Source organism: Variovorax sp. FW305-3-2-15-B-LB1, from assembly GCF_058787635.1.
Genome location: NZ_JBYSZY010000007.1, coordinates 38,237 through 62,445, shown reverse-complemented (window position 1 = coordinate 62,445; position 24,209 = coordinate 38,237). Strand labels below are relative to the sequence as shown.

The window sequence follows — 24,209 nt, the reverse complement described above, 5'->3', positions numbered from 1 at the left end:
TCAGGAGATGGGTGAATCGGGAGGCATCAGCGAGCGGCTGCGAAAACGCGGCCACACGGTCCCCAGCACGAAGACGCGCACCATGTACGGCACCAGCCCGCCCTCGTTGAGCGCGGGTGCGACCTGCGCGCGGTAGCGCGTGTGATGCAGGTGCGTGAGCTCGGACCAATGGGCATGCGGGTTCTCGTGGTGTGCGGTGTGCAGGCCGATGTTGAACAGCAAGGGGTTCACCAGCCCCTCGAAATTGCGCGCGTAGTTCAGCTGGCTACCACGGGTATCGCCGGATGCGTCCTTGCGCGGCGTCTTGCGGCCGTCGGCATGCGCGTGCTGCAGGTAGTTGGTGGCCAGCAGCCAGTGCAGGCCGTGCAGCTGCGGCACGATCACGAAGAGCAATGCCTTGCGCCAGTCGATCGCCAGCAGCACGCTCCAGCTGGCCAGCCACAGCGCGTACTGCGCCATGCAGTAGCGCCACGCGCCGCGGTGATGACGGTGCAGCCGCGCGAGCCAGCCGAAGAACAACGGCATCAGCACCCACACGGCCTGAAACGGATGCAGCAGGTAGCCCCACAGATGGTTGGTGTCGCCGCCGAAGCGGTAGGTGCGCGCCACGTCCTTCGGTCCATGACGATGGCGATGGTGGTTGGCCACATGCGCGGGCCAGAAGACGAAGGTCGGGTGGCCCTGCAGCAGCGTGATCCAGAAGTCGGTCAACCGGTTCATGCGCCGCCCGCGCCACATGCGCAGGTGCACGTGGTTGTGGTGGATCACGCCGATGCCGAGCGTGAGGAACAGCATCAGCGCATACGGCACCACGTGAAAGCCGTGCACCCACTGCCACGCCGCCAGCGCGGGCAAGGCGACGAGGTACGCGAGGCTTTGCCAGTCGCGCCAGTGGCGCAGCCGCGGCAGCCGATGGCGCGCGTCAGGCCGTCGTGGCGCCATGCTTCTTTCGAAACGCCTGGAACAGCGGCTCGGCCGCGTCGGCCGCGATGCGCGTGCGGAACAGCCGGTCCATGAAGGTGAACTGGAAGCCGTAGTTGCCGTTGTGCACAGCATGGTGCAGGTGATGCCGGCGGCTCGCGGCGAACCAGTGGCTGTACGACACGCCGGGCACGAAGTCGTAGTTCGAATGCCCGACGCAGTTGAAGAACAGGCTGAACACCGGCACCGACGCCAGCGACCAGAAGCTGAAGTCGTGCAGCACCATCGGCAGCAGGATCACGTTGCCGAGCATCAGCGCCTCGATCGGGTGAAAGCTGTAGGTGGCCCACGGCGTGGTCACGAACGAGCGGTGGTGCGGCCCGTGGAAGCGGCGCAGCCAGCGCGTGTGCAGCAGCCGGTGGTTGAGCCAGAAATGCACGTCGTTCCACACCGCGAGCACGAGGATCTCGATGCCGATGCGGCGCCAGCCCGCGTCGGGCTCGAGCCGCGCCCAGCCCAGCTGCAGCAGCCCCCATGGAAACACCATGCCCAGCCCGAAGATCAGCACCGAGATGCCCGACTGCGTGAGCTCGCGCCGCAGCTGGCCGGGCTGCAACGGCCGCGGGTCGAGCGCGCGCCCGATGCCCAGCGCCGGCAGCACGCGCTTCGTGAGCAGCCAGGTGAGCGCGCCGAAACCCAGGTAGATGCCGCCGAAGAACAGCAGGCCCCACAGCATGACCTGCGGGGCCGAAAGAGAAGTGAAGGTCTGCGCCATCCCCCGAGGCTACAACAGCATCTCGGGCACCAGCGGGGAGATCAGGGTGTTGTACAGGCGCTGGAAGAAACCCGACTCGGGTTCCGAAGTGAGGATCACCTCTTTCTCGCCGTCGTTCGTGAGCCATTCGAGCGTACCGCCCTCCTTCGACAGCCGCAGCCGGTACGAGTTCTGCAGCTTGCTCACGTGGATGATGCGCAGCATCTCGCGCGCCAGTTGCGGGTTGTCGACCACCACGCCCATCTCGGTGTTCTGGCTGGCCGAACGAGGGTCGAGGTTCATCGAGCCGATGAAGATGCGCGTCTTGTCGATGGCGGCGGTCTTGGCGTGCAGCCGGCCCAGCGAGTTGCCGAAGCTGCCGAAGCGCATGCTGGCAGTGGTGCGCTGCGGGCTCAGCTCGTACAGGTCGGCGCCGCCTTTCAGCAGGCGCTCGCGGTATCGCGCGTAGCCGGTGTGCACCAGCGGCTCATCGTTGGCCGCCAGCGAATTGGTCAGCAGCGTGAGCTTGACCTTGCGCTTGGCCAGGTCCTCGAACGCGGCCATGCCGCGCTCGCCCGGCACGAGGTAGGGCGAGGTCAGGTCGACCTCGGTCTTGGCGTCGAGCAGCAGCGCCCAGACCTTCATCGTCACGCTGGTGGCAATGGCATCTTCGGCCGTCAGCGTCGTGGGCTTGGAGGGCGGGTCGGCGATGGCGCGGGCCTCGCCCCACAGCAGGCCCATGCGGCCGCCGTCGAGTTCTTCGGCGATGGGGCCGTAGCCGAGGATGTCCGAGGGCGGCAGCACGACCTTCGGCGGCGGGCCCGACATGCCGATCTCGGCATCGAAGGTGGCGGCGCCGGCCTCTTTGCGCACGATCTCGGCAATGGGCCAGATCTGGTCGCTGTTCCAGTAGGCGTCGAAGATGCTCTCGAGCTGCGGCACCACCTTGCCGACCACCAACGCGTCCATGTCGATGAAGTTCTGCGCCTCGCTCAGCACGAAATACTCGTCGGCGATGTTGCGCCCACCCACCACCGCCATCGCGCCGTCGGCAATGAAGAGCTTGTTGTGCATGCGGTGGTTGAGGCGGTGGATGTCGAAGATCGACACCACGAAGCGCGACAGGAACCCGTCGCGCGCACAGCAGAACGGGTTGAACAGGCGCACCGACACATTGGGCGTCTCGGACAGCGCCAGCAACAGCTGCTGGCTCTTCACCGTGTACAGGTCGTCCACCAGCACCCGCACCTTCACGCCGCGCGCCGCCGCCTCGCGCAGCGTGCGCAGCAGCAGCCGGCCGGTGGCGTCGTTCTCGAGCTGGTAGTACTGCACCACCAGCGAGCGCTCGGCGCGCTGCGCGAGCTGCAGGCGCGCGTCGAGCGAGTACACGCCCAACGGCATCAGCCGGAAGCCCGAATGTTCGCCGGGCGGCGTGGAGGCCGCGACGATCTTCGCGAGCGCGGTACCCGGGTCGGCAGCGGCCGCGTGTTCGGCCGGGCGTTCGCGCGCCGGCGGCAGCGAGCCGCACGCGCCGAGCAATGCCAGCAGCACGCCGGCCAGCGCCGTGCGCAGAAGAGATCGGGCCCAGGCGTTCATGGTCGGGTTCCTCTTGTCGTTGTGGATGCCACTGCCCTGATGTACGCCGGTCCTCCCGCGGCGGTTTCAACGGGGCCCATTTGGCGAAGCGTCGTCCTAGAATTCGATTCACTTCGCTTCGGAGTTACATCATGGCTCGATCGCTCCTTTTGCGCACCGCTTTGTGGGCCGCGGCCCTCGCCGCCGGGGTACCCAGTGCCCACGCCGCACTCGACATCGGCGACCCGGTGCCCAAGTTCACGGCCACGGCCGCGCTCGGCGGCAAGACCTTCCGCTACTCGCTGGCCGAGGCGCTGGCCAAGGGGCCGGTGGTGCTGTACTTCTTTCCGGCGGCCGACTCCAACGACTGTTCCATCGAGGCCCACGCCTTCGCCGAGGCGGTCGACCAGTTCGCCGCACTCGGCGCCTCGGTGATCGGCGTGTCGGCCGACGACATCGACACGCTCTCCAAGTTCTCGGTCAAGTCGTGCCAGAGCCGCTTTCCGGTGGCCTCCGACCAGGGCAAGACCGTGATCCAGGGCTTCGACGCGCTGATGCAGACCCGGCCCGACTTCGCCAACCGCCTGTCGTACGTGATCGCGACCGACGGCAAGGTCGCCTACTACTACCAGAACCTCAACCCCGACAAGCACGTCGAGCGCATGCTGAACGCCGTGCGCGCGCTGCCCAAAGCCACCGCGGCGAAGTAAGGCGGGCCGGCCGGGGCGCCACGCGCGGGGCGGGCTTCGCGCAAAATCTCGCCCCATGCAGCTCAACTACATCGCCAACGCGGACGTTCCCTCCGCCTCCGGCCGCACCCTCCCCGTCATCGACCCGTCGGACGGCCAGCCTTTCGACGAAATCCAGCGCAGCAACGCCGCCGACATCGACGCCGCCGTGCGCGCCGCGCGCGACTGCTTCGAGGGCGTGTGGCACAAGGTCAGCGCCGCCGACCGCGGCCGCCTGCTCTTCAAGCTCTCGCAGAAGATCGCAGAGCACGTCGACGAGCTCGCGCTCATCGAGCAGCGCGACTGCGGCAAGCCCGTGAAGCAGGCCCGCGCCGACGCGGTGGCGCTGGTGCGCTACTTCGAGTTCTATGCCGGCGCCTGCGACAAGCTGCACGGCGAGACCATTCCCTACCAGGACGGCTACAGCGTCTTCACCTGGCGCGAGCCGCACGGCGTCACGGGCCACATCATTCCGTGGAACTACCCGATGCAGATCTTCGGGCGCAGCGTGGGCGGCGCCCTGGCGGCCGGCAACGTGTGCGTGGTGAAGCCCGCCGAAGACGCCTGCCTGTCGCTGATCCGCGTGGCGCAGCTGGCGGCCGAGGTGGGCTTTCCGGCCGGCGCGCTCAACATCGTGACGGGCTACGGCCATGAGGTGGGCGACGCGCTCGCGCGCCACGAAGGCATCGACCACATCAGCTTCACGGGCAGCCCGAAGATCGGCACGCTGATCCAGCAGGTGGCGGCCGAGCGGCACTGCCCGGTCACGCTCGAACTCGGCGGCAAGAGCCCGCAGATCGTGTTCGCCGACGCCGACCTGGACGCGGTGATTCCCGTGGTGATCAACGCCATCGTGCAGAACGCCGGCCAGACCTGCTCGGCGGGCTCGCGCGTGCTGATCCAGCGCGACATCTACGAGCCCCTGCTCGAGCGCCTGGGCCACGCCTTCGAAGCCCTGCGCGTGGGCCCCGCGGCGATGGACCTCGACGTCGGTCCGCTGATCCGCCAGACGCAGCAGCAGCGCGTGTGGGACTTTTTGAGCGATGCGCAGCACGCCGGCATCCCGATGGTGGCGCAGGGCGTGGTGGTCGAGGAAGCGCCCGAGACCGGCTTCTACCAGGCGCCGACCCTGCTGCGCGACGTGCCCGTGAGCCACCGCCTGGCGCAGGAAGAAGTGTTCGGCCCCGTGCTCGCCGCGATGCAGTTCGCCGACGAGGACGAAGCCGTGGCCCTCGCCAACGCCACCCAGTTCGGCCTCGTGGCCGGCGTCTGGACGGCCGACGGCGCGCGCCAGTTCCGCATGGCCCGGCGCGTGAAGAGCGGCCAGGTGTTCATCAACAACTACGGCGCGGGCGGCGGCGTCGAGCTGCCGTTCGGCGGCGTGAAGTCGTCGGGCTACGGGCGCGAGAAGGGCTTCGAGGCGCTGTACGGCTTCACGACGCTGAAGACCGTCGCAGTCAAGCACGGCTGAGGCTGACGACGCCGCGCCCGGGCGTCAGCCCAGCGCGGTGTCCAGCAGCATCATCAGCACGAAGCCGATCATCAGCCCGCTGGTCGCATAGGCCTCGTGCCCCTTGCGGTGCGATTCGGGAATGATCTCGTGGCTGATGACGAACAGCATCGCGCCTGCCGCGAAGCCCAGCCCCCAGGGCAGCAGCATCGCCGAATGCCCCACCACCGCCGCGCCGAGCACGGCACCGAGCGGCTCGACCAGCCCCGAGGCCATGCCGATCAGCACCGCGAACAAGCGGCTGTAGCCGGCGGCCAGCAGCGCCACGGCCACCACCAGCCCCTCGGGCACGTCCTGGATCGCGATGCCGGTGGCGAGCGCATCGGCGCGCACGCCGTTGTTGGCCGAGTAGCCGACGCCGATGGCCAGGCCCTCGGGCACGTTGTGCAGCGCGATCGCGAACACGAAGAGCCAGGTGCGGCGCAGCTGCCGCCCGCTCTGCCCTTCGCGGCCCTTGATGAAATGCTCGTGCGGCAGCACGCGGTCCATGGTCATGAGCACCAGGCCGCCCAGCAGGATGGCCGTGCCGATCACGCCGCCGGCCGCCCAGTCGCCGCCGCCGAAGACGCCGATCGACTTGGCGGCGTCCAGCCCGGGAATGATCAGCGAGAAGGCGCAGGCCGCGAGCATCACGCCGGCGCCGAAGCCGAACAGCGTGTCCTGCAGCTTGTCGGGCAGCTTCTGCGAGAACAGCACCGGCAGCGTGCCCAGCGCGGTCGCCAGTGCCGCCACCGAACCGCCGCGCAGCGCGTTCCACACCAGCGGGTCGGCGCGCACGAAGGACCAGAACTGCGACGCCAGCGCCAGCGCGCCGGCCGCGACGATGGCAAAGCCGATCCATTCGCGCAACGGGCGCGGCGACCTGGGCGGCGGCGCTGTGGCCACCGTGCCCTGCGGCGTGTCGTTCATGGGCGGGCTCCTCTTCGGCTCATCGGCCGCCGGTCGCGGCGGCATGGCGGCGGGCCACCTCGGCCCAGTTCACCACGTTGTAGAAGGCCGCGATGTACTCGGGGCGGCGGTTCTGGTACCTCAGGTAGTAGGCGTGCTCCCACACGTCCAGGCCCAGGATCGGGGTCTTGCCCGAGCCGATGCCACGCATCAGCGGGCTGTCCTGGTTGCCGCTGCTTTCCACGGCGAGCTTGCCGTCGGCACCGACGACCAGCCAGGCCCAGCCGCTGCCGAAGCGCGTGAGCGCGGCCTTGGTGAAGGCGTCCTTGAAGGCGTCGAAGCCGCCCAGGTCGGCGTCGATGGCCTTTGCGAGCGCGCCCGACGGCGCCCCGCCACCGCCCTGGTCCACGGGGGCCATCACGGTCCAGAACAGGCTGTGGTTGGCGTGGCCGCCGCCGTTGTTGCGCACGGGTGCGCGCAGCGCCTCGGGCAGTTCCTCGACACCGGCGATGAGGGCTTCGACCGGCGTGTCCGCAAGCGGCGTGTCTTTCAACGCCGCATTCAGGTTGTTCACGTAGGTCTGGTGGTGCTTGCCGTGGTGGATTTCCATCGTCTGCGCGTCGATGTGGGGTTCGAGCGCGTCGAAGGCATAGGGCAAGGCTGGCAGGGTGTACGGCACGGTTCGGAAGCTCCTTGTTGGAAGAGAGCCCTTTGCGTGGTGCTTGTGCTGCGTACTCAGGCGTTCAAATGATAGTAATTCTCATTGTCTGCGTCAAGATATCGGCACCATAGATGCCGCCAATCAGCCAGCTCGTCGCGTGCCGCCCTGCGGCCCATCCACCGATACACTGCCCCGCGACCGGTTCGAACGGACGGCGTCAAGACCGTCCTGCCGGTTCCATCCATCCACCACCGACGGAGACAACACGCATGACCTTCCTGAAGCGCCGCGCCCTGGTGCGCACGGCCTTGCTCGGCCTGAGCCTCGCCCTGCCGCTGCTCGCCACCGCCCAGTCGCTGCCCACCGCCCGGCCCGAGTCGGTGGGCCTCTCGAGCGAACGCCTGCAGAAGCTCACCGACGTGCTCAAGGCCGACGTGGCCGCCGGCAAGATCCCCGGCGCGGTGCTGCTGGTCGCGCGCCAGGGCAAGGTCGCGTGGTTCGAACCCGTCGGCAAGCTCGACGCGGCAGCCGGCACGCCGATGCCGCGTGACGGCATCTTCCGCATCTACTCGATGAGCAAGCCCATCACCACGGTCGCCGCGATGATGCTGGTGGAAGACGGTCGCATGAAGCTGGACGACCCGGTCGCGATGTACCTGCCCGAGTACGCCCGCATGACGGTGGGCATCGAGAAGCCCGGCGCCGACGGCAAGCCGGTGCTCGAGACCGTGCCCGCGCGCCGCCCGATCACCGTGCAGGACCTGATGCGCCACACCTCGGGCCTGACCTACGGTTTCTTCGGCCCGGGGCTGGTGAAACAGGCCTACAACACCGCCAACCTCGCGGAAGGCGATCCGACCAGCGCCGAGTTCTCGCAGCGCCTGGCCAAGCTGCCGCTGGCCTACCAGCCCGGCACGACCTGGGACTACAGCTACTCGACCGACATCCTGGGCCGCGTGGTCGAGGTGGTGTCGGGCCAGTCGCTGTACCAGTTCGAAAAGACGCGCCTGTTCGACCCGCTGGGCATGAAAGACACCACCTACTACGTGCCCGAGCCCGCGCGCCAGCCGCGCATCGCCGAGCCGCTGCCGAGCGATCGCAGCTTCGGCGTGGGGGCCGACCTGAACGACCCGCGCATCGTGCGCAAGTTCGAATCGGGCGGCGGCGGGCTGGTGTCGACCGCGTCCGACTACGCGCGCTTCCTGCAGATGCTGCTCAACGGCGGCACGCTCGACGGCACGCGCTACCTCGGCCCGCGCACGCTGGCGCTGATGACGACCGACCATTCGAACGCCGGCGCCGGCATCGTGCCCGGCCCGCTGTACCTGCCGGGCCCGGGCTACGGCTTCGGCCTGGGCTTCGCGGTGCGCCGCAACGACGGCGAGGCGCCCTACCCGTCCGGCGGCGGCGAGTACAACTGGGGCGGCGCGGGCGGCACCTACATGTGGGTCGATCCGAAGAACGAGCTGTTCGTCGTGCTGATGCTGCAATCGCCCAAGTACCGCACCCACTACCGAAGCCTCGCGCGCAACATGGTCTATGCAGCAGTGCTGAAGTAGCCCGCATGGCGCGCGGTCGCGGGCCATGGCGCAAAATCGGCATCGCCCCATGAAGAAAAGCAGCAGCACCGTCATTCCGATCGCTCAGGCCGCCCACGCCGTCGTGGCCGCGCCGGACATCGCCGTGCCCGCCACCGGCCTGCTGGCCGACCGGCTGGGCCGTCCGCTGACCGACCTGCGCATCAGCGTGACCGACCGCTGCAACTTCCGCTGCAGCTACTGCATGCCAAAGGACGTGTTCGACAAGGACTACCAGTACCTGCCGCACAGCGCCCTGTTGAGCTTCGAGGAAATCACGCGCCTGGCGCGCCTGTTCGCCTCGCACGGCGTGCACAAGATCCGCCTGACTGGCGGCGAGCCGCTGCTGCGCAAGCACATCGAGGGGCTCATCGCCCAACTGGCCGAGCTGCGCACGCCCGGCGGCGACCCGCTCGAGCTCACGCTCACCACCAACGGCTCGCTGCTGAAACGCAAGGCCGCCGCGCTGAAAGCCGCCGGCCTGCAGCGCGTGACCGTGAGCCTGGACAGCCTGGACGACGCCGTGTTCCGCCACATGAACGACGTCGACTTTCCGGTGGCCGACGTGCTGGCCGGCATCGACGCAGCCCTGGCGGCGGGCCTGGGCCCGATCAAGGTCAACATGGTGGTCAAGCGCGGCACCAACGAGCAGGAAATCTTGCCGATGGCGCGCTACTTCCGCGAGCACCACGGCGGCAAGGTCGTGCTGCGCTTCATCGAGTACATGGACGTCGGCGCCACCAACGGCTGGCGCATGGACGAGGTGCTGCCCTCGGCCGAGGTCATCGCCCGCATCGCAGCGGAGTTTCCGCTCGTGCCGCTCGAAGCCACCACGCCCGGCGAGACCGCCCAGCGCTGGGCCTATGCCGACGGCGGCGGCGAGATCGGCGTGATCAGCAGCGTGACCCAGGCCTTCTGCCACGACTGCAGCCGCGCGCGCCTGTCGACCGAGGGCAAGCTGTACCTGTGCCTGTTCGCCAGCCAGGGCCACGACCTGCGACCGATGCTGCGCGACGGCGCGAGCGACGGCGACATCGCCTCCGCCATCGGCCACATCTGGCAGGGCCGCGCCGACCGCTATTCCGAGCTGCGCGCGCTGCGCGGCCCCGACGACAGCGCCCCCGACGCGGCGGCGCCCCGGCGCGTCGAGATGAGCTACATCGGCGGATGAGGCCGCCAGCCATGGGTACCGCACCGGCCATCGCAGCGGCCGACATCACGGGCCTCGTGCTCGCCGGCGGGCGCGGCACCCGCATGGGCGGGGTCGACAAGGGCCTGCAGCTGCTCCAGGGCGAAGTGCTCGCCGCGCACGCCGTGCGGCGCCTGCACCCGCAGGTCGGCCGCGTACTGATCAATGCCAACCGGAATTTCGCCGCCTACGAAGCGCTGGGCGTGCCCGTGTTCGCCGACAGCGTGCCCGACCACCCCGGCCCGCTGGCCGGCATGCTGAGCGGACTCGAGCACTGCCCCACGCCCTGGCTGCTCACCGTGCCCTGCGACACGCCGCGCTTTCCGCCCGACCTGGCGGCGCGGCTGGCCGAAGCCCTGGCCGCCGAGGGCGCCCACGCGCGCATCGCCATGGCCGCCGCGCCCGAAACCGAGGCCGACGGCCGCACGGTGCTGCGCCGCCAGCCGGTGTTCTGCCTGCTGCACATCGAACTGCGTGACAGCCTGCGCCGCTTTGTCGAGGAAGGCGGCCGCAAGGTCGGCGCCTGGACCGCGCAGCACAACGCCCTGACCGTTCCCTTCGACCGCCCCGGCGACGCGCCCGACGCCTTCTTCAACGCGAACACGCTGGCCGACCTGCAGACGCTCGAACAGCCATGAGCCGCATCGCCGCCATCGCCGCCGACCTCGCGGACTACGACGCGGGCGACCTCGACGTCGACACCGTCGCCGCCTTTCTCGCGCGCCTCGTCGCGCCGCTGGCCGTGGCCGACGCCGAAGAGGTCGCGCTGCGCGACGCGCTCGGTCGCGTGCTGGCGGACGACCTCGTTTCGCCCGTGAGCGTGCCGCCGCACGACAACTCGGCCATGGACGGCTACGCCTTCGACGGCGCGCTGCTGCCGGCCGATGCGCCCATCGACCATTCGCTCACGCTGCGCGTGGCGGGCACGGCGCTGGCCGGCTCGGCCTGGCGCGGCACGCTCGGGCCGAACGACGCGGTGCGCATCATGACCGGCGCGATGATGCCGGCGGGCCTGGACACCGTGATCCCGCAGGAGTTCTGCAAGGTCGACGGCGACCAGGTCTGCTTTCCGGCCCGTGTGCTGGGTCGCGGCGACAACCGGCGCCTGGCCGGCGAAGACCTGATGCAGGGCCAGCCGGCACTGCGGCGCGGCGAGCGCCTGTCGCCGGCCGCGCTCGGCATGGTCGCCAGCCTCGGCCTGGCGCGCGTGACCGTGCGACGCCGGCTGCGCGTGGCGTACTTCTCGACCGGCGACGAAATCCTCTGCCTGGGCGACACGCCGCGCGAAGGCGCCGTGTACGACAGCAACCGCTACACGCTGTTCGGCCTGCTCACGCGGCTGGGCTGCGAGGTGGTCGACCTCGGCCTGGTGCACGACGACCCCGCCACGCTCGCGGCCACGCTGCAGCGCGCGGCGCACGAGGCCGATGCCATCGTCACCAGCGGTGGCGTGAGCGCAGGCGCGGCCGACCACACGCGCGACGTGATGCAGCAACTGGGCGACATGGCCTTCTGGCGGGTCGCGATGCGGCCCGGCCGGCCGCTGGCGGTGGGGCTGATTCCGCGTCCGCGCGAGGCCACGGCCACATCGGCCGTGCTGTTTGGACTGCCGGGCAATCCGGTGGCGGCGATGGTCGCGTTCCTGGCCTTCGTGCGGCCGGCGCTGCTGCGGCTGATGGGCTGCCACGACGCAGCCTGCGCCCCGCCCCCGCTGCTGCGCGCGCGCAGCGCCGGGCCCATCCGCAAGAAGCCGGGGCGCACCGAGTACCAGCGCGGCGTCGTGCGCCAGGTGCCGGGGTCGTTGCCCGAGGTGCGGGTGGCGGCGCACCAGGGTTCGGGCGTGCTGAGTTCGATGCTCGAGGCCAACGGGCTCGTGGTGCTGCCTCACGAGCAGGGCCATGTCGACGCCGGGCAAGAGGTCGACGTGATGGTCTTCGAAGGGCTGATCTAGCCCCTGGCCCTGCCGCCGACGATCAGATCCGGCCCAGGGCCTTGTCCACGCCCTTGTTGGCCAGCATGTCGGCCCGCTCGTTGCCCGGGTCGCCCGAGTGCCCCTTGACCCAGCGCCACTCGATCTGGTGGCCGCCTTCGGCCACCAGCTTGTCGAGCCGCTGCCAGAGCTCGACGTTCTTCACGGGCTGCTTGGTCGAGGTGAGCCAGCCCTTGGCCTTCCAGCCGCGAATCCACTCGGTGATGCCCATGCGCACGTACTGGCTGTCGAGGTACAGCAGCACCTTGCAGGGCCGCTTGAGCGCGGCGAGCCCTTCGATCACGGCCGTGAGTTCCATGCGGTTGTTGGTGGTGTTGAGTTCACCGCCGAACAGTTCCTTCTCGGTGGGCCCCGACTTGAGCCACGCGCCCCAGCCGCCCGGTCCCGGGTTGCCCTTGCACGCGCCATCGGTGTAGATCACGACTTCGTTCAAACTGACTGTTCCTTTTTTCTCTAGCGTCATGCGGGCGATGCCGCCCGCGTCCATGGATTCGTTCGTTCACTGCTTGCTGCGGTGCACCTTGCCCGCGATGGGCACCGGCGCCGTCGCCCGCGCGCCGCTGCGGCGCCAGTCGGCGCTCAGCAGGCGCATGCCGCGCACGCGCTTCACCGCCACCAGGAAGTAGGCGGCGCCGAAGATCGGCCACCAGCGCTCGCCGGCGGCGTCCATCCAGCGCGAGCGCTCCAGCCAGGCGTCGCTGCGCACCGCCGGCCGGTAGATGCCGAAGCGGCCCGACTCCACCTCGAAGCTCAACAGGCGCAGCCAGTCGCGCATGCGCCAATAGCCGATGAACTCGCCGGCCTCGGGCAGGAAGGTCTCGCCCAGGCCCAGCCGGCGGTACAGGTGCCCGCGGCGCTGCCGCAGGCCCCACAGGCTGGTCGGGTTCAGGCCGCAGATCACCACCCGCCCCTCGGGCACCAGCACCCGCTCGACCTCGCGCAGCGTGGCGTGCGGATCGGGACTGAGTTCCAAGGCGTGCGGCAGCACCACGAGATCGAGGCTGTTGGCCGCGAACGGCAAGGCGGCGAAATCGGTCACCAGCGTCGCCTTGCCGGCCCGCACCGGGTCGGTCAGGGCCAGCCAGCGGTGCGGCATGCGGTTGGCGCGCAGCCCGTCGACCTCGGCGGCCCCGAGCTGCAAGGCGTGGTAACCGAAAACATCGGCCACCGCCTCGTCGAACTGGGCCTGCTCCCAGGCCAGGAGGTAGCGGCCGGGGGGGGTCGCGAACCAATCCTGCAAACCTATAATTTGACCGCTCATGACCCTTGTTCCGCTGCCCGCTTTTGCTGACAACTACATCTGGATGCTGCACGACGGGCACCACGCCATCGTGGTGGACCCGGGCGATGCCCAACCGGTGTTCGATGCGTTGGCGCACCACAAGCTGCAGCTGGCCGCGATTCTAGTCACGCACCACCACCCCGATCACACGGGCGGCGTGGCCGCGCTGCATGCGTCCACGGGCGCGACGGTGTGGGGCCCGGCGCGCGAGCGCATCCCCGAGCCTTTCACACCGCTGGTGCAGGGCGACATCGCGCAGGCCCTGGGCCTGCGCTTCGAGGTCATCGACGTGCCGGGCCACACGGCCGGGCACATCGCCTACTTCCTGCCGGCCTCGGCCGCGCAGGGCCCCGTGCTGTTCTGCGGCGACACCCTTTTCTCCGGCGGCTGCGGCCGCCTGTTCGAGGGCACGCCCGCGCAGATGCTCGCCTCGCTCGACGCCCTGGCGGCGCTGCCCGGCGACACGCGCGTGTGCTGTGCGCACGAATACACACTTGCTAACCTGAAGTTCGCCCGCGCCGTGGAACCCGGCAACGACGAACTCACTCACTACAACGCGCATTGCGAAAGCCTGCGCGCACAGGGGCAGCCCACGCTGCCCTCGCAACTGGCGATCGAACGCCGGATCAACCCCTTTCTTCGCAGCCGCGAAGCCACCGTCCTTCGAGCAGTGCGGGCCCATGCCGAGCTTTCCGCGGATGCCGCCGAAGCCGAGGTGTTCGCCGCCCTGCGCCAATGGAAAAACGACTTCCGATGAAATTTATCGTTGCCACCTGCCTAGCAGGCTCCCTGGTACTCGCGGGCTGCGCGGGCACGGACAACAGCGCTTCTTCCTCCACCAACGCCAAGGCCGGCGCCTCTGCCGGCGGCACGGGCGCCCGCCCCTCGGGCAGCGCCACGCCCATCTATCCGCGTGACTCCAACCTCAGCCCGCTGACCAGCGGCCAGGCGCGTTCGCAGAGCGTGGTCACGCTGGCACCGCCGGCCGACATGTGGGACCGCATCCGCCGCGGTTTCAAGATGCCCAACCTCGAGAGCGACCTGGTGCGCGACCGCGAGCAGTGGTACGCCAGCCGGCCCGACTACATCCAGCGCATGACCGAGCGCTCGAACAAGTACATCTTCCACATCGTCGAGGAGCTCGAGCGCCGCAACATGCCGACCGAGCTGGCGCTGCTGCCGTACATCGAGAGCGCCTTCAACCCGCAGGCCGTGTCCAGCGCGCGCGCCGCCGGCATGTGGCAGTTCATGCCCGCCACCGGCACCGACTTCGACCTGAAGCAGAACATCTTCCGCGACGACCGCCGCGACGTGGTGGCCTCCACCCGCGCCGCGCTCGACTACCTGCAAAAGCTCTACGGCATGTTCGGCGACTGGCAGCTCGCGCTCGCCGCCTACAACTGGGGCGAAGGCAGCGTGGGACGCGCCATCGCCAAGAACCAGCGCCTGGGCCTGCCCACCACCTACAGCGACCTGTCCATGCCGGCCGAGACCCGGCTCTACGTGCCCAAGCTGCAGGCCGTGAAGAACATCGTGGCCAACCCGCAGGCCTTCAACGCCGAGCTGCCGCTGATCGCCAACCACCCCTACTTCCAGACCGTGCCGCTCACGCGCGACCTCGACGTGGAACTGGCGGCCAAGCTGGCCGACGTGCGCATCGAGGACTTCCGCGCGCTCAACCCCGCCGCCCACAAGCCCGTGCTGATCGCGGCCGGCACCTCCGAGATCCTGCTGCCCTGGGACAACGCAGCGGTCTTCAAACGCAACTTCGACGCCTACACGCAGGGCCAGTACGCCAGCTGGACCGCCTGGGTCGTGCCCACCACGATGACGGTGGCCGACGCCGCCCAGCGCTCGGGCATGAGCGAGTCGGACCTGCGCGCGCTCAACAACGTGCCGCCGCGCATGCTCATCAAGGCCGGCTCCACGCTGATCGTGCCGCGCGGCGCGCGCGTGAAGGAAGACGTGGCGGCGGTCGTGGCCGACGGCGGCCACCTGAGCTTCCAGCCCGAGATCATCACGCGCCGCACCACCGTCAAGGCCGGCCGCTCGGACAACGTGGCGAGCATCGCGCGCCGCTACAACCTCAAGCCCGCGGCCGTGGCCGACTGGAACGACGTCAACCCCAACCACGCCTTCAAGCGCGGCTACAGCGTGGTCGTGTACCTGCCGGTGCGCGCCACGCCCGCGGCGCGTGTCGGCTCGGGTGCAGCGCCCGCGCGCGGCCGGGGTGCGGCGGTGGTCACGTCCAAGCGCGGCGGCGCGCCGGTGAAGGCCGCCGCACGCGGCAGCAGCAGCGCCAAGCAGGCGGTGGTGCGCCAGCCGCGCGGCGGCACGCCGTCCAAGCGCAAGCGCTGATCCCTGCCCTGCCGGCGGGCGGTGCCGGGCCCGGACAAGAAAAGCGACATCAGGAGGACAGGCCATGGCAGTCGAAGGAAGCGCGGGCGATCTCATCAAGGTCGTCACGTTGTTGGGGGCCGCCGTCGTGGCCGTGCCGCTGTTCAAGCGGCTCGGGCTGGGCTCCGTGCTCGGCTACCTGGCGGCGGGCCTGGCCATCGGGCCCTTCGGCTTCGGCCTCTTCACCGATCCGCAGACCATCCTGCACACGGCCGAGCTCGGCGTCGTGATGTTCCTCTTCGTGATCGGGCTCGAGATGCGCCCGTCGCACCTGTGGAGCATGCGGCGCGACATCTTCGGCCTGGGCAGCCTGCAGGTGGTGGTGTGCGGCATCCTGCTGACCGGCGTGGGCATGGCCTTCGGTTTCCCGCTCGCCGTCTCGTTCGTGTGTGCGATGGGCTTCGTGCTCACCTCCACGGCCATCGTGATGCAGCTGCTTGGCGAGCGTGGCGACATCGCCGCGCCGCGCGGCCAGAAGATCGTCGCCGTGCTGCTCTTCGAAGACCTGCTGATCGTGCCGCTGCTGGCCATCGTCGCCTTCATCGCACCGGTGGATGCGGCGCAGCAGGCCATTGCACCTTCGCGCTGGATCGGCATCGGCATTGCCGTGGGTGCGCTCGCGGCGCTGGTGGCAGCCGGCATCTGGCTGCTCAATCCGCTGTTCCGCGTGCTCGCCAACTCCAAGGCGCGCGAGGTGATGACGGCCGCGGCACTGCTCGTGGTGCTGGGCGCGGCGCTGCTGATGCAGGTCGGCGGCCTGTCAATGGCCATGGGCGCTTTCCTGGCCGGCGTGCTGCTCTCCGAATCGACCTTCCGCCACCAGCTCGAAGCCGACATCGAACCCTTCCGCGGGCTGCTGCTCGGGCTGTTCTTCATCGGCGTGGGCATGTCGCTCGACCTCGCGGTGGTGGCGCAGAACTGGCAGCTCATCGTCGCGGGCGTGATCTCGATGATGGTGGTCAAGGCGCTGTGCATCTACGGCGTGGCGCGGCTCGCCAAGAGCTCGCCTGCCGACGCGCTCGACCGCGCCGTGCTGATGGCGCAGGGCGGCGAGTTCGCGTTCGTGCTGTTCTCGTCGGCGCTCGCCGCCAAGGTCATCAGCCCGACGGTCAATGCCAACATGACGGCGGTGGTCGTGCTGTCGATGGCGCTCACGCCGCTGGTGGTGCTGGCGCATCGCCGCTTCGCGCCCACCGCGCAGGCCTCGATGGAGGGCGTGGAGAAAGCCGAAGAACTGGCCGGCAACGTGCTCGTCATCGGCTTCGGCCGCTTCGGGCAGATCGCGATCCAGGGCGCGCTGGCGCGCGGTGCGTCGATCTCGATCATCGACAACGACACGCAGGTGATCCGCGACGCCGCCGACTTCGGCTTCAAGGTGTACTACGGCGACGGCGCACGCGCCGACGTGCTGCACGCGGCGGGCGCGCACAACGCCCGCGCGATCATGGTGTGCATCGACAACCGCGCCGTGGCCACGCGCATCGCCGAACACGTGAAGGCCGAGTTCCCGCATGCGCACCTGATGGTGCGCGCCTTCGACCGCGAGCATGCGGTGGAGCTCGTGAAGCTCGACGTCGACTACCAGATCCGCGAGACCTTCGAATCGGCCATGGCCTTCGGCCGCCAGGGCGTGGTCGCGCTGGGCGCCACGCCCGAGGAAGCCGACGAGGTGATCGACGACCTGCGCCGCCGCGACAAGGAACGGCTGGTGCTCGAGATGTCCGGCGGCCTCTTCGCGGGACGCGCGCTGGTGCAGGTCAACACCGAGACGCGCCAGACCCACTGAAGGCACTGAACGCGCTGAACGCGCGGCTCAGAGCTTCTCTGTCTCGCCGCTGCGCGGCTGCCACTTCATGAGCCGCTTCTCGATCAGGCCCACGAGCCCGTCGAGCGCCAGCGCGAAAGCCGTGAGCACCACGATGCCGGCGAAGACCGTGTTCACGTCGAAGGTACCCTCGGCCTGCAGGATCAGATAGCCCACGCCGCGCGCCGAGCCCAGGTACTCCCCCACCACCGCGCCGACGAAGGCCAGGCCCACGGAGGTGTGCAGGCTGGAGAACACCCAGCTCGTGGCGCTGGGCAGGTACACCGTGCGCAGCAGCTGCCGCTGGTTGGCGCCCAGCATCTTCGCGTTGGCCAGCACCACCGGGCTCACTTCGCGCACGCCCTGGTAGACGTTGAAGAACACGATGAAGAACACCAGCGTGACGGCCAGCGCCACCTTGCTCCAGATGCCCAGGCCGAACCACAGCGCGAAGATCGGCGCGAGGATCACGCGCGGCATCGAGTTGGCGGCCTTGATGTACGGATCGAGGATCAGGCTCGCCGTGGGCGCCAGCGCCAGCCACAGGCCGCAGCCCAGCCCGAGCGCCGTGCCGATACCGAAGGCCAGCACCGTTTCGAGCAGCGTCGTGCCCAGGTGGCGGTAGATGTCGGCGTTGCCCTTCAGGCCTTCGGGAAACAGCAGGTTCGGCGGCACCTCGAAGGGCAGGAACCAGCTCCAGATGCGCCCCGCCACCACGATCGGCTGGCCGAGGAAGAACGCGATCTGGTCGTTGCGCGAAGCAACGTGCCACAGCACCAGAATCACGGCGAGCAGCGCGAGCTGCCAGAAGCGCGCATGGCGTGCATCGAGGCGCGGCATCATGCGGCCTTCCTCAGTTGCTGCGCGTAGCCCTTGAGCACCTCGTCGCGCAGCACCTCCCAGATCTGGCGGTGCAGCTCCACGAAGCGCGGCTGCGTGCGCACCTCGGCCACGTCGCGCGGACGCGGCAGGTCGATCACGAACTCGCCGATCGGCCGCGTCGCCGGGCCGGCCGACAGCACCACCACGCGGTCGCTCATCGCAATCGCTTCGTCGAGGTCGTGCGTGATGAAGAGCACCGCCTTCTTCTTCGCGCTCCAGAGTTCGAGCACTTCGTTCTCCATCAGCTGCCGCGTCTGCACGTCGAGTGCGCTGAAGGGCTCGTCCATGAGGATGATGTCGGGGTCGAGCACCAGCGTCTGCGCCAGCGCGACGCGCTTGCGCATGCCGCCCGAGAGCTGGTGCGGATAGCGATCGCCGAAGCCCGAAAGGCCCACGCGCGAGAGCCACGCCTCGGCCTGCGCGTGCGCCTCGGCATCGGGCACGCCGCGGTACTGCAGCCCCACCTTCACGTTGTCGATGGCGCTGCGCCACGGCATCAGCGCCTCGGTCTGGAACATGTAGCCGGCGCGCTTGTTCACGCCCGTGAGCGGCTGGCCGAAGACCTTCACGCCGCCCGACGACGGCTCGAGCAGCCCCGCGCCCACGTTCAACAACGTCGACTTGCCGCAACCCGTGGGTCCGACCACCGAGACGAACTCGCCCGCGCCGATGCGCAGCGTGGTGTCGTCCACCGCCGTGTAGCGCTGGCCCGGGTCGTCCTTCGAAAGGAAGGTGCAGCGGATGGAAAGGAGTTCGAGTGCGTAGTCGGACATGGCGCTCCGGAAGAAAAAACCCGGCCGAAGCCGGGTTGCTGAACGTTCGCAATCAGGCTTTGAACCTGTCTTTCGCACGCTTTGCAAAATCGTTGGTGTAGGTCCTGGCGAGGTCGATCTTGTCGGCCTTGACCGAGGTGTCGAAGCTCGCGATGGCATTGAGCGCCGTCTTCGGCCCTTCGGCCGGCACGAGGCCGTCGGTGGCGATGGACTCGCGCACCTTGTCGAACGACGCGAGGTACAACGCGCGGTCGCCCAGCAGGTAGGTCTCGGGCACCGTCTTGATGATGTCGCCCGGCCCCGCCGTCTGCAGCCACTTGAGGCCGCGCACGATCGCGTTGGCCAGCGCCTGGCAGGTGTTGGGATGCTTCTGGATGAAGTCGATCGGCGCGTACAGGCAGGCCGCGGGCATCGGCCCGCCGAACACCTGCTCGGTGCCCTTGAGCGTGCGCGTGTCGCTGATGATCTTCACGTCGCCCTTCTGCTCCAGCATGGTCATCACCGGGTCGGTGTTGCTGATGGCGTCGATCTGACCCGAGCGCAGCGCGGTGAGCGCACCGGCCGCCACGCCCACGCCGATGAAGCTCACGTCGCTGGCCTTGAGGCCGCCGCGCGAGAGCACGAGGTTGGCCACCATGTTGGTCGAGGAGCCCGGCGCCGAGACGCCGATCTTCTTGCCCTTGAGGTCCTGGATGCCGGTGTAGCCCGCCATGTTCTTCGTCGACACGCCCACCGCGATCTGCGGTGCGCGGCCCTGCAGCACGAAGGCCTGGAAGAACTGGTTCTTGGCCTGCAGGTTGATCGTGTGTTCGTAGGCGCCCGAGCAGACATCGGCCGAGCCACCCACCACCGCTTGCAGTGCGCGCGCGCCGCCGGCGAAGTCGGAGATTTCCACTTCGAGCCCTTCGGCCTTGAAGTAGCCCAGCTGCTCGGAGATGGTGAGCGGCAGGTAGTAGAACGCCGCCTTGCCGCCCACCGCGATGGAGACCTTGGTTTTCTCCAGCTTGGCCTGCTGCGCAAAGACCCGCGGCAATGCAATCGCTGCGGCAGCGACTGCGGAGGCGGAGATGAGGGTTCTGCGATGAAGCATGGCACGGTCCTGCGGGCTCTGTGATTCTGGTGAACTGAATCGAGCTTAGGCGTGCGCCCTGTGGGCCTGCATCGGGGTCATCCCGTGCGGGTTTTCACGTAAGCACGAAGGCCTCCTGGAGAAGCCTTCGCCAAGGCGCTATCGCGCCAGAAAAAGTATCGCGATATTGACGAGGAACGCGAGTGCCCAGACCGCGCTGCGCGCGCTCGGCGCGCCGCGGATGTAGAGCGCGAGATAGATCACGCGCAGCACCACGTAGGCCACCGCGAGCATGTCGAGCCGCGCCTGTGCCACGCCGAGCTGGTGCGCGATGAGCACCGCGCCGATGAAGAACGGCAGGCCTTCGAAGCTGTTGGCCTGCGCGCTGTTGGCGCGTGCGCGCCAGCCGCTTTGCTTGGCGGCCCAGTCGCGCGGATGCATGTTGTCGCGCACGCCGAAGCTGCCCGCCTTCGCGATCCATGCCGCAAGGTACGGCAGCCCGCAGGCGATGAACACGCACCAGTAGGCGACGGTGAGCAGGGAGAAGGTCATGGTGACGACAACGAAGAGAAAGAACGAACGCGGCCTGCGTGAGGCCGCGCGTCAGCGGCGATCGACCAGCGCGTGCGCGATGGTGCCCAGGTCGACGTACTCGAGCTCGCTGCCGGCCGGCACGCCGCGCGCCAGACGCGTCACGGTGAGCCCGTGCTGCTTGAGCGCCTCGCCGATCACGTGCGCCGTGGCCTCGCCTTCGGCGGTAAAGTTGGTTGCGAGGATGACCTCGCTCACCGTGCCGTCGCGTGCGCGGTCGAACAGCTTCTGCAGGCCGATGTCCTTCGGCCCGATGCCGTCGAGCGGGCTGAGCTTGCCCATGAGCACGAAGTAGTAGCCGCGAAAGGCGCCCGTGCGTTCGAGCGCGGCCTGGTCGGCCGGCGTCTCGACCACGCACAGCTTGGTGCCGTCGCGCCGCGAGTCCATGCAGACATGGCAGATCGGCGCTTCGGTGAAGGTGTTGCACAGCTCGCAGTGCCGCACCTGGCCTGCCGCCTGCTGCAATGCGCGCGCGAGCAGCTGCGCGCCCTCGCGGTCGTGCTGCAGCAGGTGGAAGGCCATGCGCGAGGCCGACTTGACGCCGACACCGGGCAACCGGCGCAGCGCATCGACCAGCGCATCGAGCGAACTGGCGTCTGCCATGCCTCGCTTAGAACGGCAGCTTCATGCCGGGCGGGAGACCGGGCATGCCGGCCGTCAGCTTGCCCATCTTCTGCTCGCTGGTTTCCTCGGCCTTGCGCACGGCGGCGTTGAAGGCGGCAGCCACGAGGTCTTCGAGCATGTCCTTGTCGTCGGCCAGCAGGCTGGGGTCGATGGTGATGCGCTTGACGTCGTGCTTGCAGGTCATGACGACCTTGACGAGACCGGCGCCCGACTCGCCTTCGACCTCGATGTGCGCCAGTTCTTCCTGGGCCTTCTTGAGGTTGTCCTGCATTGCCTGCGCCTGCTTCATGAGGCCGGCCAGTTGTCCTTTGTTGAACATCGTTGGTCCTGTCTGTGATGGGTTGGTGATGGAAAGAATACGGGTCGAAAAATGCGGCGACTGCGGCGCCGGCTTCAGAGGGGCTTCAGCGATCCGGGAACAATCTTCGCATCGAAGTCGCGCATCAGCATCTGCACCTCGGGGTCGCTGCGGATGGCTTCCTCGGCCACCCGCTGGCGCTCGTCGGCCGCCTGCTTGTTGCGGCGCGCCGGGCTGTCGACCACGCCGCCGATCTCGATGGCCAGCCTCACATTGTGGCCGAGGCCCTGCAGCGCCGCCGTGAGCTTCTCGCGGCTGGACGGCTGGTTGAGGGTTTCGCGCTCGATGCGCAACATCCACTGGTCGGTGTCGCGCGCCACCAGCTGCGACTGCAGCGCCAGTTCGCGCGCCAGTGCCGCGACGCTTTCGGCGGCGACGAGCTGCATGACCGTGGCATGCCAGAAGTCGCCCTCTTCGCTCGGCGGGATCGGGGTGTAGGTGCTGCGCTGTTCTTCTTCGCGCGGCACGTCGCGCTGGCCGGGCGGCGGTTGCACGCGGATCGGCACGCCGACGACATGGGCTGCGGGGGCGTCGGACGCCTCTTGCGGGGCAGGCCGGGGCATGGGCTGGCGCTGCAGGGCATCGACCACCGCGAGCCGCTGGCCGGCCGGCGCAGGCTGCGCGGGCGGTTGCGAAGGCGCGGCAACGGGTGCCGGATCGGGCACCGAAGGCCGGGAAACCGGGGCGGCTTCACGCGCGGGAGCCCGCGGCGCGGCGCCACCGGCGTCATTCAGAGTTTTTTTTTCCGTGGAGGCCGTCGCGGCGGCCGCATGGGAAGGCTTGAAGGCCAACAGCCGCAGCAGCACCATGGTCAGCGCCGCGTACTCGTCGGGCGCCAGGCCCAGCTCGCCGCGCCCATGCAGGCACAGGCTGTACAGCAGCTGCGTCTCGTCGGCGGGCATCAGCGATGCCAGGCGCGCCGTGTCGGCCGCGTCGGGGTCGGTGGCCGCATCGGCCGATTCGGCGCGCGAGGGCACGGCCTGCAGCACGGCCATGGCCTGCAGCACCGCCGTCATTTCTTCGAGCGTGGACGCGGCGGACATGCCGTCGCGGCGCAGCGCCTCGGAGGTGTCGACCACGGTCTTGCCGTCGCCTTGTGCCAGCGCCTCGATCAGGCGGAACACATGGCCGCGATCGACGCTGCCGAGCATCTGGCGCACGCCGGTCTCGAGCAGCTCGCCGTTGCCGAAGGCGATGGCCTGGTCGGTGAGCGAGAGCGCGTCGCGCATCGAGCCACGCGCCGCGCGCGCCAGCAGGCGCAGCGCCTGCGGCTCGGCCGGCACCTGCTCGGTCTGCAGCACGCTGGTGAGATGTTCGAGCACCGTCTCGGGCGCCATCGGCCGCAGGTTGAACTGCAGGCAGCGCGACAGCACCGTGACCGGCACCTTCTGCGGATCGGTCGTGGCCAGCACGAACTTGAGGTACTCGGGCGGCTCCTCGAGCGTCTTGAGCATCGCGTTGAACGCGGTGTTCGTGAGCATGTGCACTTCGTCGATCATGAAGACCTTGAAGCGCCCCTGCACCGGCTTGTAGACCGCCTGTTCGAGCAGCGACTGCACTTCGTCCACGCCGCGGTTGGAGGCCGCGTCGAGCTCGGTGTAGTCGACGAAGCGGCCCGAATCGATGTCCTGGCAGGCCTGGCACACGCCGCAGGGCGTGGCCGTGATGCCGCCCTGCCCGTCCGGGCCCTGGCAGTTGAGCGACTTGGCCAGGATGCGCGACACCGTGGTCTTGCCCACGCCCCGCGTCCCGGTGAACAGATAGGCGTGGTGCAGGCGCTGCGTCGTCAGCGCGTTTTCCAGCGCCTGGACCACATGCCCCTGACCGACCATCTCACCGAAGGTTTTCGGACGGAACTTGCGAGCGAGCACGAGATAAGACATTGCGGGCATTCTAAAAGGCGCGGCGGGGGTCACTTCACGCTTGTTTCCCATCCACCGTCGAAATGATTCACGCCCCGGCCAAGGGGGCAAATCCGCGCGGTTAGAATGCAGGCTGACGGGCCTCCCTGCATGGTGAAGTGGCCAACCGGGTCAGGTGGGGAACCAAGCAGCCCTAACTGCGTAGTCAGTGCCAGGGGTAAGGCTCGTCAACCTAACATCCAGAAGCCGTGAGTTCCTTTGCAGAGAACTTACGCGCCGTGTCCAGGGGTTACCGACCCCGGACACCTCAAATTCCCAGAACTTCGCGCAGCCATCCATGAACTTGGACATCCGGCCCGCCCGCCTCAGTGATCTCGAAGCGTTGGTGCGCCTCGACACCGTGGCCGCGCACGATGCGCGCCGCGCCGTGCAGATCAAGGGCTGGATCGAGGATCGCTTCTGCCATGTGATCGAGGTGGATGGCGAGGTCGCCGCCTACGGCGTCCTGCACCACCACTTCTTCGACTGCGGCTTCATCGAGATGCTGATGGTCGGCGAGCAATTTCGCCGCAGGCGGCTCGGCCTGCGACTCATCGATCACTTCCAGTCGATCTGCGAACGCCCCAAGCTCTTCACCTCCACGAACCGCTCCAACGCGGCGATGCACTCGCTGCTGAAAGAAGCCGGGTTCAGAGAGAGCGGCCACATCGAGAACCTCGATGCGGATGACCCCGAGCAGGTGTTCTTCTGGCCCTGCGAGCGCTGAGCAGGCCT

General features: G+C 68.9%; 24 protein-coding genes and 1 other RNA gene. 11 read left to right on the top strand and 14 right to left on the bottom strand.

The window, feature by feature from the left end; all coding sequences use genetic code 11:
* The 3 genes from AC3WQR_RS06615 to AC3WQR_RS06605 are packed head-to-tail and all read right to left on the bottom strand — an operon-like array spanning nucleotide 1 to nucleotide 3,271.
* Nucleotides 1-942 carry a fatty acid desaturase family protein gene (locus AC3WQR_RS06615; RefSeq protein ID WP_492741497.1) on the bottom strand — a complete coding sequence of 314 codons (942 nt, stop codon included), beginning with the start codon at nucleotides 940-942 and terminating at the stop codon, nucleotides 1-3.
* Nucleotides 923-1,696: a sterol desaturase family protein gene (locus tag AC3WQR_RS06610; RefSeq protein WP_095950217.1), complete on the bottom strand. Its 774-nt coding sequence runs from the start codon at nucleotides 1,694-1,696 to the stop codon at nucleotides 923-925. The genes AC3WQR_RS06615 and AC3WQR_RS06610 overlap by 20 nt, the downstream gene beginning before the upstream one ends.
* Nucleotides 1,697-1,705: 9 nt before the next feature.
* Nucleotides 1,706-3,271 (bottom strand): phospholipase D family protein, encoded by a 1,566-nt coding sequence (locus tag AC3WQR_RS06605; protein WP_062473093.1) that lies wholly within the window; start codon nucleotides 3,269-3,271, stop codon nucleotides 1,706-1,708.
* Nucleotides 3,272-3,402: 131 nt separating this feature from the next.
* Here AC3WQR_RS06605 and AC3WQR_RS06600 point away from each other — a divergent pair, with 131 nt between their 5' ends.
* Both AC3WQR_RS06600 and AC3WQR_RS06595 read left to right on the top strand, forming a co-directional pair.
* Nucleotides 3,403-3,960 carry a peroxiredoxin gene (locus AC3WQR_RS06600; protein WP_492741496.1) on the top strand — a complete coding sequence of 186 codons (558 nt, stop codon included), beginning with the start codon at nucleotides 3,403-3,405 and terminating at the stop codon, nucleotides 3,958-3,960.
* A gap of 55 nt (nucleotides 3,961-4,015) precedes the next feature.
* A complete protein-coding gene (locus tag AC3WQR_RS06595; protein ID WP_369646825.1) occupies nucleotides 4,016-5,449 on the top strand; it encodes an aldehyde dehydrogenase family protein in 1,434 nt (477 codons plus the stop codon).
* Nucleotides 5,450-5,473: 24 nt separating this feature from the next.
* On the opposite strand, the gene AC3WQR_RS06590 is transcribed toward AC3WQR_RS06595, so the two are convergent.
* Nucleotides 5,474-6,397, bottom strand: a complete 924-nt coding sequence (locus tag AC3WQR_RS06590) for a ZIP family metal transporter (RefSeq protein ID WP_492741495.1) — start codon at nucleotides 6,395-6,397, stop codon at nucleotides 5,474-5,476.
* 19 nt (nucleotides 6,398-6,416) lie between these two features.
* Nucleotides 6,417-7,055, bottom strand: coding sequence for a superoxide dismutase (locus AC3WQR_RS06585; RefSeq protein ID WP_062473098.1), 639 nt, complete (start codon nucleotides 7,053-7,055; stop codon nucleotides 6,417-6,419).
* A gap of 251 nt (nucleotides 7,056-7,306) precedes the next feature.
* Between AC3WQR_RS06585 and AC3WQR_RS06580 the strand changes: the two genes are divergently transcribed.
* Genes AC3WQR_RS06580 through moeA form a run of 4 tightly spaced genes read left to right on the top strand, consistent with a single transcriptional unit; the run spans nucleotide 7,307 to nucleotide 11,754 of the window.
* On the top strand, nucleotides 7,307-8,596 hold the full coding sequence (locus AC3WQR_RS06580; RefSeq protein WP_492741494.1) for a serine hydrolase domain-containing protein: 1,290 nt from the start codon (nucleotides 7,307-7,309) through the stop codon (nucleotides 8,594-8,596).
* Nucleotides 8,597-8,645: 49 nt separating this feature from the next.
* The gene (gene moaA / locus AC3WQR_RS06575; RefSeq protein ID WP_492741493.1) at nucleotides 8,646-9,785 is read left to right on the top strand and encodes a GTP 3',8-cyclase MoaA; all 1,140 of its coding nucleotides are present in this window, start codon (nucleotides 8,646-8,648) and stop codon (nucleotides 9,783-9,785) included.
* A gap of 11 nt (nucleotides 9,786-9,796) precedes the next feature.
* Complete coding sequence (mobA, locus tag AC3WQR_RS06570; protein WP_492741491.1) at nucleotides 9,797-10,441, top strand: molybdenum cofactor guanylyltransferase MobA; 645 nt, start codon at nucleotides 9,797-9,799, stop codon at nucleotides 10,439-10,441.
* Complete coding sequence (moeA, locus tag AC3WQR_RS06565; RefSeq protein WP_492741490.1) at nucleotides 10,438-11,754, top strand: molybdopterin molybdotransferase MoeA; 1,317 nt, start codon at nucleotides 10,438-10,440, stop codon at nucleotides 11,752-11,754. The genes mobA and moeA overlap by 4 nt, the downstream gene beginning before the upstream one ends.
* Before the next feature lie 22 nt (nucleotides 11,755-11,776).
* On the opposite strand, the gene rnhA is transcribed toward moeA, so the two are convergent.
* Nucleotides 11,777-12,226, bottom strand: a complete 450-nt coding sequence (gene rnhA, locus AC3WQR_RS06560; protein ID WP_139704073.1) for a ribonuclease HI — start codon at nucleotides 12,224-12,226, stop codon at nucleotides 11,777-11,779.
* Nucleotides 12,227-12,292: 66 nt separating this feature from the next.
* Entirely contained in the window at nucleotides 12,293-13,054 is a 762-nt protein-coding gene (locus tag AC3WQR_RS06555) for a class I SAM-dependent methyltransferase (protein ID WP_223301333.1), read from the bottom strand.
* On the opposite strand from AC3WQR_RS06555, the gene gloB reads away from it, so the two are divergent.
* The 3 genes from gloB (at nucleotide 13,053) to AC3WQR_RS06540 (ending at nucleotide 17,258) form a co-directional block, all read left to right on the top strand.
* Nucleotides 13,053-13,832, top strand: a complete 780-nt coding sequence (gloB, locus tag AC3WQR_RS06550) for a hydroxyacylglutathione hydrolase (protein ID WP_492741489.1) — start codon at nucleotides 13,053-13,055, stop codon at nucleotides 13,830-13,832. The two genes, AC3WQR_RS06555 and gloB, sit on opposite strands and share 2 nt — an antisense overlap.
* Nucleotides 13,829-15,433, top strand: coding sequence for a transglycosylase SLT domain-containing protein (locus AC3WQR_RS06545; protein ID WP_492741487.1), 1,605 nt, complete (start codon nucleotides 13,829-13,831; stop codon nucleotides 15,431-15,433). Before gloB ends, AC3WQR_RS06545 begins: the two co-directional genes overlap by 4 nt.
* A 64-nt stretch (nucleotides 15,434-15,497) precedes the next feature.
* Nucleotides 15,498-17,258, top strand: a complete 1,761-nt coding sequence (locus AC3WQR_RS06540) for a monovalent cation:proton antiporter-2 (CPA2) family protein (protein ID WP_095950227.1) — start codon at nucleotides 15,498-15,500, stop codon at nucleotides 17,256-17,258.
* Nucleotides 17,259-17,285: 27 nt separating this feature from the next.
* On the opposite strand, the gene AC3WQR_RS06535 is transcribed toward AC3WQR_RS06540, so the two are convergent.
* The 7 genes from AC3WQR_RS06535 to dnaX form a co-directional block, all read right to left on the bottom strand.
* Nucleotides 17,286-18,119, bottom strand: coding sequence for an ABC transporter permease (locus AC3WQR_RS06535; RefSeq protein ID WP_062473112.1), 834 nt, complete (start codon nucleotides 18,117-18,119; stop codon nucleotides 17,286-17,288).
* A complete protein-coding gene (locus tag AC3WQR_RS06530; protein ID WP_095745549.1) occupies nucleotides 18,116-18,931 on the bottom strand; it encodes an ABC transporter ATP-binding protein in 816 nt (271 codons plus the stop codon). The genes AC3WQR_RS06535 and AC3WQR_RS06530 overlap by 4 nt, the downstream gene beginning before the upstream one ends.
* 52 nt (nucleotides 18,932-18,983) lie before the next feature.
* Nucleotides 18,984-20,021 carry an ABC transporter substrate-binding protein gene (locus AC3WQR_RS06525; protein ID WP_062473116.1) on the bottom strand — a complete coding sequence of 346 codons (1,038 nt, stop codon included), beginning with the start codon at nucleotides 20,019-20,021 and terminating at the stop codon, nucleotides 18,984-18,986.
* A gap of 138 nt (nucleotides 20,022-20,159) precedes the next feature.
* Entirely contained in the window at nucleotides 20,160-20,552 is a 393-nt protein-coding gene (locus AC3WQR_RS06520) for an MAPEG family protein (protein WP_062473118.1), read from the bottom strand.
* 51 nt (nucleotides 20,553-20,603) lie between these two features.
* Nucleotides 20,604-21,194, bottom strand: coding sequence for a recombination mediator RecR (gene recR / locus AC3WQR_RS06515; protein ID WP_062473120.1), 591 nt, complete (start codon nucleotides 21,192-21,194; stop codon nucleotides 20,604-20,606).
* 7 nt (nucleotides 21,195-21,201) lie between these two features.
* Nucleotides 21,202-21,534, bottom strand: a complete 333-nt coding sequence (locus AC3WQR_RS06510; protein WP_007836669.1) for a YbaB/EbfC family nucleoid-associated protein — start codon at nucleotides 21,532-21,534, stop codon at nucleotides 21,202-21,204.
* A gap of 74 nt (nucleotides 21,535-21,608) precedes the next feature.
* Nucleotides 21,609-23,456 carry a DNA polymerase III subunit gamma/tau gene (gene dnaX, locus AC3WQR_RS06505; RefSeq protein WP_492741484.1) on the bottom strand — a complete coding sequence of 616 codons (1,848 nt, stop codon included), beginning with the start codon at nucleotides 23,454-23,456 and terminating at the stop codon, nucleotides 21,609-21,611.
* A gap of 114 nt (nucleotides 23,457-23,570) precedes the next feature.
* Here dnaX and ffs point away from each other — a divergent pair.
* Both ffs and AC3WQR_RS06495 read left to right on the top strand, forming a co-directional pair.
* Nucleotides 23,571-23,667, top strand: an RNA gene (ffs, locus tag AC3WQR_RS06500) — signal recognition particle sRNA small type.
* A 105-nt stretch (nucleotides 23,668-23,772) separates the two neighbouring features.
* Nucleotides 23,773-24,201, top strand: a complete 429-nt coding sequence (locus AC3WQR_RS06495; protein WP_492741483.1) for a GNAT family N-acetyltransferase — start codon at nucleotides 23,773-23,775, stop codon at nucleotides 24,199-24,201.
* Nucleotides 24,202-24,209: the final 8 nt, after the last annotated feature.